The organism is Leisingera sp. ANG-M7 (assembly GCF_000813965.1).
Classification (GTDB): domain Bacteria; phylum Pseudomonadota; class Alphaproteobacteria; order Rhodobacterales; family Rhodobacteraceae; genus Leisingera.
On the sequence record NZ_JWLI01000013.1, the window covers coordinates 59222 to 75655 of the forward strand.

Consider the following 16434-nt stretch of genomic DNA (forward strand, 5'->3'; position numbering starts at 1 on the left):
CCAGGCCGCTTCAAAACAAAAGCCCGGCAGAGTGCCGGGCCTTGATATTTCTTCCAGATCAAACGCTTACTTGAAGCGGTAGTTGATCCGGCCCTTGGTCAGGTCATAGGGGGTCATTTCCACCTGGACCTTGTCGCCAGCCAGAACACGGATGCGGTTCTTGCGCATCTTGCCTGCCGTGTGCGCGATGATCTCATGGCCGTTCTCAAGCTCGACCCGAAACGTCGCGTTAGGCAGGAGTTCCTTCACGACACCGGGAAATTCGAGCGTATCTTCCTTGGCCATGTTGTCTCCATCGTTGGGTTAACCCGCAAACTGCGGGACGTGCGCTTAAATGGGGTCATTTTCCCAATAATTCAAGGGCTCAATCAGCAAACTGCGGCCTTTGTGACCGATTTCACGCGAGGTATCTGCTCCTCCCAGTGCAGCCGGTTCAGCACGCCGCCATCCGCCCTTACATGGGCGATCGCTTCCAGGTCCGCTTCGCCGTAGGTCCAGCCCGGCTGGTTCAGCGCGCCCTCAGACAGCACCCCGGTACCGGGGAAGCCCTTGTCCGGCGGGCCGAAAATGCCACCGGTGCCGGTGTTCATGTCCACGGCTTCCGACCATTCATTGGCCCCGGTAATAGAGGCCATGGCGGTCACGCACTGGTTTTCAAGTGCCCGCGACATCGCGCCGATACGCACCCGCCAATAACCGGCCAGCGCCTCGGTGCAGGAGGGGACGAGAATCACGTCTGTCTCCGCCAGCGCGCGGCCCAGCAAGGGGAACTCGCTGTCATAGCAGATCAGCACCCCGATTCTCCCCAGGGCCGTGTCGAAGATCTTGAGCGGCCCGCCGCCCATGATGCCCCAATCCTCGCGCTCGAACCGGGTCATGATCTGCTTGTCCTGATGGTCCCGCTTGCCTGTGGGGGTGTAAAGCTCCGCCCGGTTTACTGGCCGGTCCAGTCCGGTGTTCACCGGGGCGGAGGCACCCAGGATAAGCACACCGTGTTCTGCAGCCAGTTTCAGGTGCAGCGCAGCCGCATCCTGCATCTTTTCTGACACCGAATGGATCGACTGTTCCAGATCTCCGGCAACCGTCGCGCCATCCAGCGTTGACAGCTCCATCGCGCCGTATTCGGGGAACACCAGCAGCTCGGCGCCATTACCGGCGGCCTCTGCAACCCAGGCGGCCAGCTTGTCTTCATATTGTGCCCAGCTGTCGAGCCAGTCGAGCGGATAGGCGGCGGTGGCAATTTTCATGCGGTCTCTCCGGCGGTCAGCGACCGCATCCCGGTGCGGTCATATTGCAGGAGTGCCCGCCCTAACGGCTCTGCGCAAGGCTGTGCGGCCCCTTGGTTTCATCCGGCGCCGGGCGCGCAGGAAAAAATCTCAAACAAAATGCACATTTTTGCAACGGAAACAGCCGGGTGCTGCGTTTCACCTTGGTGCTGCCCGGCAATTTGGCCATTCTCGCAGGCAGCGGATCATTTGATTTATTGAAAGAAGGACCACTCCCTTGGCGACCAAGCTTGATGACAAGAACCTGAAGGGCGTTATTGCCGACATCCCGAAAAAAGGCTTCCGCACCAAATTCTGGCGTGAATACCGTGCCGGCGCCTGCAAAGGCAGCGGTGTCGGTAAATACATGGACCTGCTGGAGAAACTGGGGGTGCCGCCGTCTGGCGACCCGGCCAAGGCGGATCTGGATAACATGCCGGAAATCGTTCAGGCCTTCAGCATGCTGGCCAACGCGATGCTCAAGGCGCGCGGCAAATGCGGCAAGCTGCAGTCCCACAGCCGGGAGCTGTGCCTGGCCTATGCCAAGCAGATCGAAAAACGTGAAGACGCGGCGGCAGATCTTGCCCGTAATGCGGACAAGATCAAGCAGAAGCAAATGGCGCAGCAGCTGAAGGCCGAGAAGGCCAACGAGGAAACCGACAAGCACCTGGCCAAGCTCAAGAAAGAGCACGAGGAAACCCGCAAGCTGATCCTCAAGGAAATCAAGGCGGCTGAGGTGCGCGGCAAGAAGATTGAGGCTGCCTGTCTGGATATTTCCAAGGATGTGAACGCTGCGCTGGCCAAATTGGACGCGATCAAGAAGGCTTGGAAAACCGCCTACAATAAGGAGGGCGCGGACCGCTCCAAAATCGAAGCCCAGGCCGACAAGGGCATTCGCGACCTGACCAAGGCCTACAAGATCGACGCGCATGCAAAGAACGTGAAGGGCGCCCTGCCCAAGCTGTTCAAGGAACTGGCCGAGAACTACAAGCAGTTCAAACAGGAAGACTTCAGCAAGAAGGAATATGTTGCGGCCGGCAAGGCGGTGACAGCGGCCAAGCGCACATTTGATGACGCCCGCGATTCCGTGAAGCTGTACGCAACTCAGCAGAAGATTGCGTTGGAAGAAGTGCAGGCGGCGCGGCCTGAAGGCGTCTGAACCAAAACAGACAGGCGCCCGTGCGGGCGCCTGTTTCCGTTACAGGTCCCGGATCCAGAATTGCAGCGGCTTGCTGGTTTCGCCGGGCTGATCCACATCCTTCCAGGAAAAATGCGCGATGGCGCCCTCCAGCGGGGCATAGCCGCGCTTGCGCCAGAACGGATCCAGCGGCGCGTAGTTCCCAGGTTGCATTGGATGATCCGCTGGGCGCTGCACGCTGCAAAACGCCGCCTTCTTGAACCCGTGCTTGCGGGCATGCGCTTCGCGCGCGTCAAAGAACCCGTGGCCCACGCCATGCCCGCGGTATTCCGGCAGCAGCACGGATTCGGCGCAATAGAAGACGTCATTCAGGTCAATTCCAGTGCCCTCAAACGCCGCTGCAAAATCATCCGCATGATCCGCCAGCGGCGCACCGGTGGAGGCGCCCACCAGAGTCTCGCCGTCAAAGGCCCCGACCACCACGGCGCGGGCGCTGTCGCGGTAGCTTTGCAGGTACTCCCGCTCATAGGCCGGATCGCCGTCGTACAGATACGGCCAGACGTGGAACACCTTGATCCGCAGGCGTGCCACATCGTCCAGCGCGGCCTCCAGCGCCGCGCCGGTCATCGCTGCAACCCGGATGGTCATCCGGCTGAGACCTGCGCGATCCAGTCCGCCAGGTTGTAATAGGTGGTGACGCGGGAAATCTTGCCGTCCTTCAGCTCAAAGAACGAGCCCGCAGGCAGGCGGTAGGTCTGCCCCTTGGCCTCGGGCAGGCCCTCATCCGTTTGCAGGTAAGTGCCGTTCACGATGAATTCCGCCGCCGCGCGGCTTCCGCCCTCTGCGGAAAAGATCACCATATCGGTAAGCTCTTCTTTGTAGCAGCGGTCCATATGGGCGCAGAACTCCGCGAATTTCTCCTTGCCCACCCGGATTTTGCCCTCGTTCACGTGATGGGCGATCTGCTCATCCAGGCAGTCCAGCATGGTGTCCGTGTCGCCGGCATTGAAGGCCGCGAAATAGCGCGCGATTGTATCGGTCATGTTCTCTCCGTCGGTTCACCCCAGCGGTTTTTCAGGTGCTGGATGATTTGATCCCGTGTTTGACGGTAGATATCTAGCTTGGCCTGCCGTGTCTCGCCGAGCCCGGTAGGGTCCATTATCGGCCAATATTCGACATCGAGGTGAAAAAAACGGGTCAGTTCCAGCGCCCGGCGCTGGCTGGCGGGCGACAGCGCCACCACCAGGTCAAAGGACGACAGGTCGTCGCCCCAGCGCTCCATCTCGTCAAAGGAGCGCGACCGGTGCCGCGACAGTTCGACATCGATCTCCTGGCACACCGCGATGGAGAAGCCGTCGATCTCCATGTCGTTCTTGACCCCGGCCGACTGCACATAGGTGCCGGTGCCATAGAATTTCTTCATGATGCCCTCCGCCATCGGAGAGCGGACCGAATTGTGGTCGCAACAGAACAGAACGGACTGCGGCAGCTCCTCCACGCGTCAGCCTCCGAAGTGCAGGACGCAGATCAGGGTGAACAGGCGGCGGGCGGTGTCGGTGTCGACCTCCGCTTTGCCTTCCAGCCTTTCCTGCAGAACCCGGCTGCCTTCGTTGTGGATGCCGCGCCGCGCCATGTCGATGGTCTCGATCTGGCTTGGTGGCATTGTCTTTACTGCGGTAAAATAGCTTTCGCAGATCTGGTAGTAGTCTTTGACGACCTGCCGGAATGGCGACAGCGAAAGATGGAACTCCGCCGCCTTTTCCCCGCCTTCGGTGTTGATATCAAAAACCAGCCGCTTGTCGCGGATTGCCAGCCCCAGGTGGTAGGGGCCAGCCGGAATATCGCGGTCTTCCCGTTGCGGCAGGGCAAAGCTGTTGTCCTCGATCAGGTCATAGATCGCCACCTTGCGCTCCTGCTCGATCTCGGGCGTCGGGGGCGGCAGGTTGCGGTCGTCAAGTTCGATATGGCTGATGCGGCTCATGGGGCTTTGTCTCTGATATGCGCAGGGGCGTCCGGCCATGAGTATCGCACCGCTCCGCCTGGGGCAATGCAGCAGCGGGCGTCAAACGCCTGCCCGTTTGCGGCAGTGCTTGACAGGCCACGCCCTCGCGACCAGCCTGCCGCCAGCAGGAGACAGCCACATGACAGCCCTTGAACAGTTTTCCCTCCATGGCCGCCGCGCGCTGGTGACCGGCTCCACTGACGGCCTCGGCTTCGCCGCGGCCCGCCTGCTGGCTGAGGCCGGGGCCGAGGTCTGGATCAATGGGCGCAGCCGGGCGCGGGTAGAAGATGCGCTCGCCAGGATGCCCGGCACCGCCCACACGCTGGTGCTGGACATCGCCGATGAAAATGCCGCCACTGCGGCAATGGCGCAGATCGCGCAGCAGGGCGGGCTCGACATCCTGGTCAACAACGTCGGCCAGCGCGACCGGCGCAGCCTGCCGGAATTCACCCGCGCCGATCTGCAAAAGCTGTGGGAGGTCGATCTGGTTTCGCCCTTCCGGCTGTCCCAGATGGCGGCGGCGCAGATGGCGCCCAAGGGCTGGGGCCGGATCATCAACATCTCGTCGATTGCCGGCCTCATCGCGCAACCGGGCGACGCCGCCTATACCACTGCCAAGGCCGGCATCAACGGTATGACCCGGGCACTGGCGGCAGAGCTTGGCGCTCAGGGAATTACCGTGAACGCAATTGCCCCGGGGTTCTTCAAAACCGCACCCAATATGGCTGCTGCTGCAGACCCTGCGATTGCAGAGAAGCTGAAAAACGCTACTGCACTGGGCCGCTGGGGCGAGCCGGAGGAATTGGCACCCGCCATCCTGTTCCTCGCATCACCTGCTGCGTCTTATATCACCGGGCAGGTGCTTGCTGTGGATGGCGGATATACTACGCACTATTGACAGTGCGCAGTGCTTCTTCTGGCCCCAAATATCCCGGGGTGAATGCGCGGCACGCGCAGAGGGGCAGCGCCCCTCCCAGCCTCAGCCGTTCAGCGCATCCAGACGTGCAGTCACGGACAGCCCGTGTGCCTCCAGACTCTCGCTTTTTGCCAGAACTTCTGCTGCAGGACCAATGGCGCGCAGCGAGTCCGGTGTCATCTGGCTAAGCGTCGTGCGCTTGAGAAAATCCATCACCGACAGGCCTGAAGAGAAGCGGGCTGAGCGTGCCGTCGGCAGCACATGGTTCGGGCCGCCGACATAATCGCCGATTGCTTCGGGTGTGTATTGGCCCAGGAAGATGGCACCCGCATGCACCGTCTTTTCGCTCAGGGCCACCGGATCGGCGACGCACAACTCCAAGTGCTCCGGCGCAATGCGGTTCGACAGCGCTGCGGCTTCATCAAGATCCCGCACCGTGATCACCGCGCCGAAGTCGCGCCAGGAGGCCCCGGCAATGGCGCGGCGCTCCAGCGTTTCCAGACGCTTCTCCACCGCCTCAGCCACCGCACGGCCAAAGGCTTCGTCGTCGGTAATCAGGAGCGACTGGGCGCTTTCGTCGTGTTCAGCCTGGCTCATCAGGTCCAGCGCGATCCAGTCCGGGTTGTTGTCCTTGTCCGCGATCACCAGGATTTCCGACGGGCCCGCAATCATGTCGATGCCAACCTTGCCGAACACCCGCCGCTTGGCCGCGGCGACAAATGCGTTGCCGGGGCCGGTGATCTTGTCGACCGGCGCGATTGTTTCAGTGCCATAGGCCAGCGCCGCCACCGCCTGCGCGCCGCCGACGCGGTATATCTCATCGACACCCGCCAACCGCGCCGCCAGCAGCACCAGCGGGTTCACTTGCCCGTCCGGCGTCGGCACCGTGATGGCCAGCCGCTCAACGCCCGCAACCTTGGCCGGGATCGCATTCATCAGCACCGAAGACGGGTAGGAGGCCAGCCCGCCCGGCACATACAGCCCGGCAGCAGAGACCGCCGACCAGCGCCAGCCCAGCGTTGCGCCGCTCTCGTCCGTCCACTGCGCATCCTTCGGCATCTGACGGCTGTGATAGGCGCGGATACGCTCCGCCGCCAGTTCCAGCGCTTCGCGTTCTTCAGCGGAAACCTCGGCGATGGCTGCATCCACCGCCGCCTCGGTAAAGCGCAGCTGCGCCGGGTCCAGTTCCAGCCGGTCGAACTTCGCCGTCAGCTCCACCAGCGCGGCATCGCCACGTGCGCGGACATCAGCGATGATCCCGGCCACGGTGGCGTCCACATCCGGGCTGTCCTCGCGCTTGGCGCCCAGCAGTGCAGTGAAGGACTGTTCAAAACCGGACTCAGAGGTGTTCAGAAACTGCGGCATCGGGATCTCCTTTGACCCCCGCATATCCGCATGGGCGCAGAGCCTCAAGAATTATGCGGGCCGGCGGTGCAATTGGACGCAAGCAGCAAGGGCGCTGCCCTTTTTGGCCTGGCGGCCAATTCAACCCGGGGTGCTCCGGACCAGAAAGAAGCGCAGCTCAGCGCAAAGCTTTACGCATCGGGATGCAGGGGGTTGCGCAGCACCCGCCGGTCTCCTCCGTGGCCTCCCAGCCGTGCTTGCGGTAGAAGTCCAGCGCTGTCCGGGTGGCGTCAAGGCGGCCCTCAGCATGGCCTTGCCGCTGCAGTTCCGCCTCCAGATGCGCGAGCATGGCGGTGCCAGTGCCCCGGCCGGCTGCGGCAGGGGCGACGTAAAGCAGGGAGATGGAGCCGTCCGGAGACAGCCCGCCCACGGCAACGGCCTCTCCGCCATGTTCAGCCAGCCAGTAGCACCCGGGTCCGGCGATCAAGCCGCGGATCTGCTCCGGCGTCTTGTCGACAGTCCATGCCGCGATGCGGGCGGCATCACCGCCGTGATCGGCCTGGCATAGACCGCGGATCGAGGCGATGAGCACCCGGCTGATGGCGAAGACATCAAAAACCGTGGCGCGGCGGATTTCCAGCGGTGCCGCCGGGGCGGCAAAGGCCTGGGAAATGCCGCGCTTGTTCTGCATGGCTCAGGCGCCGTGGTCCGGGGCCTTGCCAGACGGCGCCTGGTAAGGGCGGGTAACATCGCGCAGGGACACTTCCAGCGCTTCGACTGACAGGCGCAGGGCGCCGTCGCCGGCAAGGGTGAGTAGCACCTGGCCCGCACCATCCTCGCCCGGCTCGAAAGTGATCGAGAGCAGCGACAGGATCACGTCCTTATCCTTGCGGTCCACACCTTGCGAGGACACACCCAGCACGTTGTCGATCACCAGCAGCGACTGCACTCTTTCATAGGACCGGCCGCGGCGCTCGGCTGCGTCGCGGTCTTCCCAGCGGAACCGGTTCACCAGCAGCGCAAAGCGGCGCTCAGACGCGCGCCAGGTCATCTCGGTCACCGGAAGCACCGCGTCCTGCAGCAGCGAGGACAAGACTTTAAGGTCCTCTCCCTCCAGCGCGCCCAGATTCAGCGGCGCCTCGCGGCCGTCCTCGAAGCTGGCATCTGTCATGACTGTTCCTTAATCCGCTCGATTTTTGCACCGACACCGGACAGCTTGCGCACCACATGCTCATAGCCGCGGTCCAGGTGGTAGACCCGGCTGACCTTGGTTTCGCCTTCTGCCGCCATGCCGGCCAGAATCAGCGAGACAGAGGCGCGCAGGTCGGTGGCCATCACCGGCGCACCCTTCAGCTTCTCGACGCCGGTGACGGTGGCGTGGCCGCCGTGCACTTCGATCTCGGCGCCCATGCGCACCAGCTCCGGCGCATGCATAAAGCGGTTCTCAAAGATCTTCTCTTCCAGAACCGAGGTGCCTTCGGCGGTGCACATCAGCGCCATCATTTGCGCCTGCAGGTCGGTGGGGAAGCCGGGGAAGGGTTCGGTCACCACATCCACCGCGCGCACCCGGCCGTTCTTGCGGCAGACGGTCAGGCTGTTTTCGTTTTCGGTGATTTCAATGCCAGCGGCCTCCAGCTTGGCGCAGAAGCTTTCCAGCAGGCTGCGGCGGCCGCCCAGCAGCTCCACCTCGCCGCCGCAGATCGCGGGGGCCAGCATATAGGTGCCCAGTTCGATCCGGTCGGTCACCACCTGGTGGGTGGCGCCATGCAGCCGGTCGACGCCCTGGATGGTGATGTCGGGGGAGCCGTCGCCCTCAATCTGCGCACCCATCTTGCGCAGGCAATCGGCCAGATCGACGATTTCCGGCTCGCGCGCGGCGTTTTTGATGACGGTGGTGCCCTTGGCAAGTGTCGCCGCCATCATGATGTTCTCGGTCGCCCCGACGGAGGCAAAGCTCAGCTCCACCACCGCGCCTTTCAGGCCCTTGGGCGCCTTGGCATGCAGATAGCCGTCCTTCAGCTCAATCTCCGCCCCCAGCGCTTCCAGCCCGTGAATGTGCAGATCCATCGGGCGTGCACCGATGGCGCAGCCGCCGGGCAGTGACACAACAGCCTGGCCCAGCCGCGCCAGCATCGGACCCAGCACCAGGTTCGACGCGCGCATTTTCCGCACAATATCATAGTCGGCGACGTGGCTGGTCAGGTCATGGCTGGACATTGCCAGCACCTGGCCGTCCTGAAGGCTGGACACTTCGGCCCCCAGCGATTGCAGCAACAGCGTCATCGTCTTGATGTCGCTGAGGCGCGGCGCATTGGTCAGCGTCAGGGGCTCCTCGCTCAGCAAGGTTGCCGGCATCAGGGTGAGGCAGGCGTTCTTGGCGCCGGCAATCGGGATCTGCCCGTTCAGCGGGCCGTTGCCCGTTACCAGAATCGAATCCATCTGACGTTATTCTCCGCTCTTGCCCGTGTCCTGGTCCTGCTTGTCTGACCGCGCCTTGGCCTGTGCCTTGCGCCGGGCCATGTTAGCCTTGAGCGCTGCCTTCAGCCGGTCTTCGCGCGATGCAGCGGAACCGTCGTTTTTAGGTGATTTCTTCTCTGCCATAAGACTTCTCTAACTTAGTGCGAAAAAACCGTCCAGAATGCTCTTGCGCGCCTTCGCGTTTATGCCTAAAAGCCCCCTCACCGGCGCTGCTGTAGCTCAGAGGTAGAGCACTCCCTTGGTAAGGGAGAGGTCGAGAGTTCAATTCTCTCCAGCAGCACCATTAATCACTGAAATCGCTAAGTAATTTCGCATCAGATGGTGCAGCGCACTACCGTGTGTTCAGGGCTGATTTCTGCCTTTCCAAGGGTGCGGCGGGTCCTTGAGGAGACGTCTGGGAAGACAGTGCCGCTAAACGCGCCAGACGAATCGATGGCACGGATTCGGCGGTGCTGCCCAGCGCTGCGGACTGACCGCTCCCGACGCTGCAAATCCACCCAAAATCAAGTCCGTATCCGTCGCGGCATCACCGGTTTAGGCTCGCTGCCATGCGATAGATGCCGTCATGGCTGCCGAATCAGGCGCAGGCCGGTCTGTCCGGGCCTGATTGCGCCGTCGCAATTCAGTTTCAGCTTTTTGAATATTTATCTTTTTTAAAACAGCGGCCTGCGAAATGATTCAGATCAAGGTGGCGGCAACAGCACTTTTTGCATGGTGGCGCTGGCAGAGCCCAGCACGCAGGGGCGCGAAGATGTATCTGATTGCAACCTTTGATTGTTGTTCTGCTGAAATGGGTTAGGGTTTCCCTGCCATCGCCAGACAGATGAGCCGGTCTCGATCTGCTTTGGTGTATAATAGAAGCAGCCAAGGAGGACTCATATGTCCGAACAGCCAACCAAAGCCGAAGAGCGGAATACCTTTCTGTTCCTCGCGGTGATTCTGGCGCCGGTTCTGGCAGTGGGAATCGTCGGCGGATACGGCCTGATGATCTGGATCTCCCAGATCTTCCTGGGGCCGCCCACAGGTTAAGGGCCCAGGCCGATGCCAGCACACACCAGCACAGCCCCTTCGCGGCGCGCATTCCTGACCGGAAGGGTAGCCCGCCCGGATCCCGAGTTCCGCCCACCCTGGACGGATGAGGCCCGGGTGCAGGCCCATTGCACCAGCTGCAATGCCTGCGTGGAAAGCTGCCCGGAGAACATTATCGAGTTCGACAGCCGCAACCGACCGCGGATCAATTTCCGCGGCGGCGAATGCACCTTCTGCGCGGCTTGCGCCGAAGCCTGCCCCGAACCTGTGTTCGATCTGGAGCAGCCGGCGGCCTGGCCGGTCACGGTAGAGATCACCGGCAGCTGTCTGAACGCCGCCGGCATCGCTTGCCAGCTGTGCACCGATATCTGCGACCCGCGCGCCCTGCGGATGGACCTGTCGGTCCGCCCGGTCGGCGCCATTCAGGTGGACGCCGGCGCCTGCACCGGTTGCGGCGCTTGCCTTTCCGCTTGCCCGAACAACGCCATCGCGATCACCGATCCCCGCCAGCAAAGGAAGTCCGCGTGACAGAAGAAATCCATATCTCCAGCCTGCTGGTGCGCAGCGACCCGGCGCGGATGGAGGCCGTTCTGGCCGACATCAAATCCATGCCCCGCGCTGAAATTTCGCAAACCGATCCCTCGGGCAAGATCGTGGTCCTGTTCGAGGCCGACAGCGACCGGGCCATCGGCGATGCACTCGCCAAAATTCAGCTTCTCGACGGTGTCGCCAGTGCGGCGCTTGTCTTCCATCAAACCTGCGATGCGCAGGACCTCGCCATTGAAGAAGGAGTCCCCCAATGACCGGACTTACCCGCCGTGACGCCATCAAGGCGCAGGCCGCCGCCGCCGCGGCGCTTGCTGCCGGCCTGCCGGTTCCTGCGGCAGCGCAGAACCTTGTTACCGACGCAAACGTGACTGAGCTGAAATGGTCCAAGGCGGCCTGCCGCTTCTGCGGCACCGGCTGCTCGATCATGGTGGCCACCAAGGCCGGCCGCGTGGTCGCCACCCACGGCGACACCCAGGCAGAGGTCAACCGCGGCCTGAACTGCGTCAAGGGCTACTTCCTCTCGAAGATCATGTATGGCGCCGACCGCCTGACCACGCCGCTTTTGCGTAAAACCAACGGCGAATATGACAAGAACGGCGAATTCACCCCGGTTTCCTGGGATGAAGCCTTCGACATCATGGCCGAGAAGTGGAAGAAGACCCTGGCCGAGAAAGGCCCCGAGGGCATCGGCATGTTCGGCTCCGGCCAGTGGACCGTCTGGGAAGGCTATGCCGCATCCAAGCTGATGAAGGCGGGCTTCCGCTCCAACAACATCGACCCGAACGCGCGCCACTGCATGGCCTCTGCCGTGGGCGGCTTCATGCGCACTTTCGGCATCGACGAGCCGATGGGCTGCTATGACGACTTCGAGAACGCCGATGCCTTCGTGCTGTGGGGCTCGAACATGGCGGAGATGCACCCGATCCTGTGGACCCGCATCACCGACCGCCGCTTCAGCCATCCGCACGTCAAGGTGGCGGTGCTGTCAACCTTCACCCACCGCAGCTTCGACCTGGCGGACATCCCGGCGGTGTTCACCCCGCACACCGACCTGGTGATGCTGAACTACATCGCCAACTACATCATCCAGAACGGCGCGGTGAACGAGGACTTCGTCGCCAAGCACGTCAACTTCAAGCGCGGCAACCAGGACATCGGCTATGGCCTGCGCCCGGAGCACCCGCTGGAGCAGATGGCAGAGAACGCGGACAAGGCCGGCGGCGCCTCGGACATGACGTTTGAGGAATTTGCCGAGTTCGTCTCCGAGTACACGCTTGAAAAAGCGTCGGAAATGTCCGGCGTCCCGGCAGAGACCCTGGAGAAGATCGCCAAGCTCTATGCCGATCCGGATACCAAGGTCATGTCGCTCTGGACAATGGGCGTGAACCAGCACACCCGCGGTGTCTGGGTCAACAACATGATCTACAACATCCACCTGCTGACCGGTAAGATCTCCACTCCCGGCAACTCGCCGTTCTCGCTGACCGGCCAGCCCTCCGCCTGTGGCACCGCGCGCGAGGTCGGCACCTTTGCGCACCGCCTGCCCGCGGACATGGTGGTCAAGAACCCCGAGCACCGCGCCTATGCCGAGAAGATCTGGAAACTGCCTGAAGGCACCGTTCCGGGCTGGGTCGGCTCCCACGCGGTGAAACAGAACCGCGACCTGAAGGACGGCAAAATCAACTGCTACTGGGTTCAGGTGAACAACAACATGCAGGCCGCCCCCAACATGATGGAGGAAGGGCTGCCGGGCTACCGCAACCCCGACAACTTCATCGTGGTCTCGGACGCCTATCCGACGGTGACGGCTGAAGCTGCAGACCTGATCCTGCCCGCCGCCATGTGGGTAGAGAAGGAAGGCGCCTACGGCAACGCCGAGCGCCGCACCCAGTTCTGGTACCAGCTGGTCAACGCACCGGGTGAATCCAAGTCCGACCTGTGGCAGCTGGCGGAATTCTCCAAACGCTTCACCACCGATGAAGTCTGGCCGGCGGAAATCCTCGACGCCAATCCCGAATACAAGGGCAAGACCCTGTTCGAAGTGCTGTTTGCCAATGGAAAGGTCGATCAGTTCGAGCTGTCTGAAAAGGCCAAGGAATACGGCAACCACGAATCCGAGGACTTCGGCTTCTACATCCAGAAGGGCCTGTTCGAGGAATACGCCGAGTTCGGCCGCGGCAAGGCGCACGACCTGGCCCCGTTCGACACCTACCACGAGGTGCGCGGCCTGCGCTGGCCGGTGGTGGACGGCAAGGAAACCCGCTGGCGCTTCAAGGAAGGCTCCGACCCCTACGCGAAACCCGGATCGGACTATGATTTCTACGGCAAGCCCGACGGCAAGGCGGTGATCTTTGCGCTGCCCTACGAGCCGCCGGCGGAAAGCCCGGATGACGAATACCCGATGTGGCTGGCCACCGGCCGCGTGCTGGAGCACTGGCACTCTGGTTCCATGACCCAGCGGGTGCCGGAACTGTACCAGGCCGTCCCGGATGCGCTGTGCTACATGCACCCGGACGATGCCAAGGCGCAGGGCTTCCGGCGCGGCACCGAGGTGCGGATCATCTCGCGCCGCGGTGAAATCCGCACAAGGGTTGAGACCCGCGGCCGCAACAAGCCGCCCAAGGGTCTGGTCTTTGTGCCGTGGTTCGATGCGCGCCGGCTGATCAACAAGGTCACGCTGGACGCCACCGATCCGATCTCGAAACAGACGGATTTCAAGAAATGCGCAATCCGTATCGAAGCAGTGTGAGGCCCGTCATGAAACATCTCCGTCTCGCTATTCTGGCCGTTCCGGTCTTTCTGGCCTCGGCAGTTTTCGCCCAGGACGTTTCCCAGAATCAGGTCGCCACGCTGCGCAACACCGCGCCGCTGGACCAAGAGGGCGAAGCCACCCAGATCCCCGGCATCGTCAACACCGACATCCGCCAGGTGCGCAACTACCCGGATCAGCCGCCGCTGATCCCGCACAAGACCGACAACTACCAGGTCGATCTGAACTCCAACAAATGCCTGACCTGCCACAGCCGCACGGCCGTGGAGGTCAGCCAGGCGCCGATGATCTCTGTCACCCACTTCATGAACCGCGAGGGCCAGACCCTCGGCGCGGTCAGCCCTCGGCGCTATTTCTGCACCCAGTGCCACGTGGTGCAGACCAACGCCCGGCCGCTGGTCGAGAATGAGTTCGTCGATGTCGACAAGGTGATCGACTACGTCAAGGCACAGCAGGGCGGGGCGGACTGATGTGGGGTTTTCTGAAACGTCTCTGGTGGATCATCAGGCGGCCCAGCGCCTATTTCTCGCTCGGCTTTCTGACCATGGGCGGCTTTGTGATGGGGATTATTTTCTGGGGCGGATTCAACACCGCGCTTGAGGTCACCAACACAGAGGCCTTCTGCACCAGCTGCCACGAAATGCGCGACAACGTGTTCGAGGAGCTGAAGCCGACGATCCACTATTCCAACCGCTCCGGCGTGCGGGCCTCCTGTCCGGACTGCCACGTGCCGCACAACTGGACCAACAAGATCGCGCGCAAGATGCAGGCTTCCAAGGAGGTCTGGGGCAAGATCTTCGGCACCATCAACACGCGGGAGAAATTCCTGGAGCACCGGCTGGAACTGGCGCAGCACGAATGGGCGCGGCTTGAGGCGAATGACTCGCTGGAATGCCGCAACTGCCACTCGGATGAGTCAATGGACATCACCCGCCAGTCCAAGCGGGCCGCGGACGCGCATGAGCGCTTCCTGTTCACCGGCGAGAAGACCTGCATCAACTGCCACAAGGGCATCGCCCACCAGCTGCCCGACATGGCCGCAGCTGAAGGCGAGGATCACGCAGGCCTGCTGGCCCCGGCCCACGGTGAGGGCCTGCTGGCCAGCACCCGCAGCTACCTGGGCCTGAGCAGCGACTGACGCTGCCAGCCCCGCAAAACACGAAAAGGCCGCTGTCCCGATGGGCAGCGGCCTTTTTAGTGTCTGTTTTCAGGCTCAGCCTTACAGAGGGATGCTGCCCAGATGCTCCTCGCCGCGCGCGCGGGCCAGCTGCATCTGCTTCTGCCGCTCGCGGAACCGGACCTTGTCCTCTTCCGAGGTCTGATCGATGCACAGGTGGCAGCTGACGCCCTGCTCAAATTCGGGCCGCGCCTTGTCCTCCAGCAGGATCGGGCGGCGGCAGCCGTGGCACAGCTCATGCGGGCCTTCGACCAGCCCGTGGCCGACCGACACCCGGTTGTCGAACACAAAGCATTCGCCTTCCCAGGTGCTGTTCTCCGCCGGCATTTCCTCCAGGTAGCGCAGGATGCCGCCCTTCAGGTGATACACATCCTCCACCCCCTGGCCCAACAGGTAATTGGTCGACTTCTCGCAGCGGATGCCGCCGGTGCAGAACATCGCAACGCGCTTGTTGTGAAAGCGGTCCTTGTTCTCTTCCCACCAGGCGGGGAAATCGCGGAAAGACGCGGTCTTGGGGTCGATCGCGCCCTCGAAGGTGCCGATTGCCACTTCGTAGTCGTTGCGGGTGTCGATTAGCACCACATCGTCCTGCCGGATCAGGTCGTTCCACTCTTCCGGCTCGACGTAATGCCCGACAGAGGCCAGCGGATCGACGTCCGGCTGGCCCATCGTGACGATCTCTTTCTTCAGCCGCACTTTCATCTTGCCAAACGGCGGCTCGGCGGCGGTGGCCTCTTTCCATTCCAGCCCCGCACAGCCCGGCAGAGACTTGATATGCGCCAGCACCGCGTCGATGCCGGACCGAGGGCCTGCGATGGTGCCATTGATCCCTTCCTGCGCCAGCAGCAAGGAGCCTTTGACGTCCTGTGTCTGGCACAGGTCCAGCAGCGCCGGCCGGATCGCGGCGGGATCGGGGAAACGGGTGAAGTGATAGAGGGCAGCAATCGTGTACATGCCCCGCCCTTAGAACCATGCGCGAGGGTTTTCAAGTCAAAGAACCCGCCCCGCGGCACCAATAAAACAAGGGCTTTGGATGCATCTTTCCTGCCCTTCCGCGGTGTGCACCGCCAACAACAGTTCCCAAGGTCCGCCCGCACCGCTAGATATTGTGTGCGCAGTAAAGGAGATGCCGATGACCCAGGCCCTGATCGTTGTTGACGTGCAAAACGATTTCTGTCCCGGCGGCGCGCTGGCGGTGCCCGGCGGGGATGAGGTGGTGGAGCCGATCAACGCAATGATGGACCAGTTCGATGCCGTGATCCTGACACAGGATTGGCATCCGGCGGGGCATTCCTCCTTTGCCTCCTCGCATCCCGGCAAGTCGCCGTTTGAAACCACGGAAATGCCCTACGGCACCCAGGTGCTTTGGCCGGATCATTGTGTGCAAGGGTCCGATGGTGCCGCCTTTCACAAGGATCTGCGCACCGACGGCGACCTGATCATCCGCAAAGGCTTTCGCGCCGGGATCGACAGCTATTCCGGTTTTTTCGAGAATGACCAGACAACGCCCACCGGGCTGGAGGGATACCTGCGCAGCCGCGGCATCACAGGCGTGACACTGGCCGGGCTGGCCACCGATTTCTGCGTCGCCTTTACCGCGCTTGACGCGGCGCGGCTGGGGTTCGGCGTGACCGTGCAGCTGTCTGCTTGCCGTGCCATCGACCTGGAGGGCTCGCTTCAGACGGCGCTGTCGCAGATGGAACGCTCAGGGGTGGTTCTGCAATCCTGAGTTGAGGTTTCCAAATATTAACCAAATACGACTAACA

23 protein-coding genes and 1 tRNA gene are annotated in these 16434 nt (G+C 62.5%); 11 read left to right on the forward strand and 13 right to left on the reverse strand.

What is annotated here, in order from left to right; all coding sequences use genetic code 11:
* Positions 1-66: 66 nt before the first annotated feature.
* The 3 genes from infA to RA26_RS22995 form a co-directional block, all read right to left on the reverse strand.
* Complete coding sequence (gene infA, locus RA26_RS15795; protein WP_005978431.1) at positions 67-285, reverse strand: translation initiation factor IF-1; 219 nt, start codon at positions 283-285, stop codon at positions 67-69.
* A gap of 83 nt (positions 286-368) precedes the next feature.
* Complete coding sequence (locus tag RA26_RS15800; protein ID WP_039185170.1) at positions 369-1247, reverse strand: carbon-nitrogen hydrolase family protein; 879 nt, start codon at positions 1245-1247, stop codon at positions 369-371.
* Positions 1248-1308: 61 nt separating this feature from the next.
* Positions 1309-1455, reverse strand: a complete 147-nt coding sequence (locus RA26_RS22995; RefSeq protein WP_193747629.1) for a hypothetical protein — start codon at positions 1453-1455, stop codon at positions 1309-1311.
* A 48-nt stretch (positions 1456-1503) separates the two neighbouring features.
* On the opposite strand from RA26_RS22995, the gene RA26_RS15805 reads away from it, so the two are divergent.
* Positions 1504-2424, forward strand: a complete 921-nt coding sequence (locus tag RA26_RS15805; RefSeq protein WP_039185175.1) for a hypothetical protein — start codon at positions 1504-1506, stop codon at positions 2422-2424.
* A gap of 39 nt (positions 2425-2463) precedes the next feature.
* Here the strand turns inward: RA26_RS15805 and RA26_RS15810 are convergent, their stop codons facing one another.
* Genes RA26_RS15810 through RA26_RS15825 form a run of 4 tightly spaced genes read right to left on the reverse strand, consistent with a single transcriptional unit; the run spans position 2464 to position 4384 of the window.
* Positions 2464-3051 carry a GNAT family N-acetyltransferase gene (locus tag RA26_RS15810; RefSeq protein ID WP_039185178.1) on the reverse strand — a complete coding sequence of 196 codons (588 nt, stop codon included), beginning with the start codon at positions 3049-3051 and terminating at the stop codon, positions 2464-2466.
* Positions 3048-3446, reverse strand: coding sequence for a ketosteroid isomerase-related protein (locus RA26_RS15815; RefSeq protein WP_039185182.1), 399 nt, complete (start codon positions 3444-3446; stop codon positions 3048-3050). Before RA26_RS15815 ends, RA26_RS15810 begins: the two co-directional genes overlap by 4 nt.
* Positions 3443-3901 (reverse strand): arsenate-mycothiol transferase ArsC, encoded by a 459-nt coding sequence (locus RA26_RS15820; protein WP_019295067.1) that lies wholly within the window; start codon positions 3899-3901, stop codon positions 3443-3445. Before RA26_RS15820 ends, RA26_RS15815 begins: the two co-directional genes overlap by 4 nt.
* Before the next feature lie 3 nt (positions 3902-3904).
* Positions 3905-4384 carry a UPF0262 family protein gene (locus RA26_RS15825; protein ID WP_039185183.1) on the reverse strand — a complete coding sequence of 160 codons (480 nt, stop codon included), beginning with the start codon at positions 4382-4384 and terminating at the stop codon, positions 3905-3907.
* Positions 4385-4544: 160 nt separating this feature from the next.
* Here RA26_RS15825 and RA26_RS15830 point away from each other — a divergent pair, with 160 nt between their 5' ends.
* Complete coding sequence (locus tag RA26_RS15830; protein WP_039185185.1) at positions 4545-5303, forward strand: SDR family oxidoreductase; 759 nt, start codon at positions 4545-4547, stop codon at positions 5301-5303.
* Between the two features lie 81 nt (positions 5304-5384).
* Here the strand turns inward: RA26_RS15830 and hisD are convergent, their stop codons facing one another.
* From hisD to RA26_RS23000, 5 genes are all read right to left on the reverse strand, one after another.
* A complete protein-coding gene (gene hisD / locus RA26_RS15835; RefSeq protein ID WP_039185187.1) occupies positions 5385-6686 on the reverse strand; it encodes a histidinol dehydrogenase in 1302 nt (433 codons plus the stop codon).
* Positions 6687-6843: 157 nt separating this feature from the next.
* Positions 6844-7356 carry a GNAT family N-acetyltransferase gene (locus RA26_RS15840; protein WP_039185190.1) on the reverse strand — a complete coding sequence of 171 codons (513 nt, stop codon included), beginning with the start codon at positions 7354-7356 and terminating at the stop codon, positions 6844-6846.
* Between the two features lie 3 nt (positions 7357-7359).
* Positions 7360-7836, reverse strand: coding sequence for a DUF2948 family protein (locus RA26_RS15845; RefSeq protein WP_039185192.1), 477 nt, complete (start codon positions 7834-7836; stop codon positions 7360-7362).
* Positions 7833-9104: a UDP-N-acetylglucosamine 1-carboxyvinyltransferase gene (gene murA, locus RA26_RS15850; protein WP_039185195.1), complete on the reverse strand. Its 1272-nt coding sequence runs from the start codon at positions 9102-9104 to the stop codon at positions 7833-7835. The genes RA26_RS15845 and murA overlap by 4 nt, the downstream gene beginning before the upstream one ends.
* A 6-nt stretch (positions 9105-9110) precedes the next feature.
* Positions 9111-9266, reverse strand: a complete 156-nt coding sequence (locus RA26_RS23000; protein ID WP_193747630.1) for a hypothetical protein — start codon at positions 9264-9266, stop codon at positions 9111-9113.
* Positions 9267-9351: 85 nt separating this feature from the next.
* Between RA26_RS23000 and RA26_RS15855 the strand changes: the two genes are divergently transcribed.
* The 8 genes from RA26_RS15855 (at position 9352) to RA26_RS15885 (ending at position 14629) form a co-directional block, all read left to right on the forward strand.
* Positions 9352-9426, forward strand: a tRNA-Thr gene (locus RA26_RS15855).
* Between the two features lie 390 nt (positions 9427-9816).
* Positions 9817-9942 carry a hypothetical protein gene (locus tag RA26_RS23365; RefSeq protein ID WP_275041645.1) on the forward strand — a complete coding sequence of 42 codons (126 nt, stop codon included), beginning with the start codon at positions 9817-9819 and terminating at the stop codon, positions 9940-9942.
* 80 nt (positions 9943-10022) lie between these two features.
* Positions 10023-10172 carry a periplasmic nitrate reductase, NapE protein gene (napE, locus tag RA26_RS15860; protein ID WP_039185196.1) on the forward strand — a complete coding sequence of 50 codons (150 nt, stop codon included), beginning with the start codon at positions 10023-10025 and terminating at the stop codon, positions 10170-10172.
* Between the two features lie 12 nt (positions 10173-10184).
* The gene (locus tag RA26_RS15865) at positions 10185-10700 is read left to right on the forward strand and encodes a ferredoxin-type protein NapF (RefSeq protein ID WP_039185199.1); all 516 of its coding nucleotides are present in this window, start codon (positions 10185-10187) and stop codon (positions 10698-10700) included.
* Entirely contained in the window at positions 10697-10975 is a 279-nt protein-coding gene (locus RA26_RS15870; protein WP_019295057.1) for a chaperone NapD, read from the forward strand. The genes RA26_RS15865 and RA26_RS15870 overlap by 4 nt, the downstream gene beginning before the upstream one ends.
* Positions 10972-13470: a nitrate reductase catalytic subunit NapA gene (gene napA / locus RA26_RS15875; protein WP_039146835.1), complete on the forward strand. Its 2499-nt coding sequence runs from the start codon at positions 10972-10974 to the stop codon at positions 13468-13470. Before RA26_RS15870 ends, napA begins: the two co-directional genes overlap by 4 nt.
* A gap of 8 nt (positions 13471-13478) precedes the next feature.
* The gene (locus tag RA26_RS15880; protein WP_039185202.1) at positions 13479-13961 is read left to right on the forward strand and encodes a nitrate reductase cytochrome c-type subunit; all 483 of its coding nucleotides are present in this window, start codon (positions 13479-13481) and stop codon (positions 13959-13961) included.
* Positions 13961-14629: a NapC/NirT family cytochrome c gene (locus tag RA26_RS15885; RefSeq protein ID WP_039185205.1), complete on the forward strand. Its 669-nt coding sequence runs from the start codon at positions 13961-13963 to the stop codon at positions 14627-14629. Before RA26_RS15880 ends, RA26_RS15885 begins: the two co-directional genes overlap by 1 nt.
* 81 nt (positions 14630-14710) lie before the next feature.
* On the opposite strand, the gene trhO is transcribed toward RA26_RS15885, so the two are convergent.
* Positions 14711-15622, reverse strand: a complete 912-nt coding sequence (trhO, locus tag RA26_RS15890) for an oxygen-dependent tRNA uridine(34) hydroxylase TrhO (RefSeq protein WP_039185208.1) — start codon at positions 15620-15622, stop codon at positions 14711-14713.
* A gap of 178 nt (positions 15623-15800) precedes the next feature.
* Here trhO and pncA point away from each other — a divergent pair, with 178 nt between their 5' ends.
* The gene (gene pncA / locus RA26_RS15895) at positions 15801-16397 is read left to right on the forward strand and encodes a bifunctional nicotinamidase/pyrazinamidase (RefSeq protein WP_039185211.1); all 597 of its coding nucleotides are present in this window, start codon (positions 15801-15803) and stop codon (positions 16395-16397) included.
* Positions 16398-16434 lie beyond the last annotated feature (37 nt).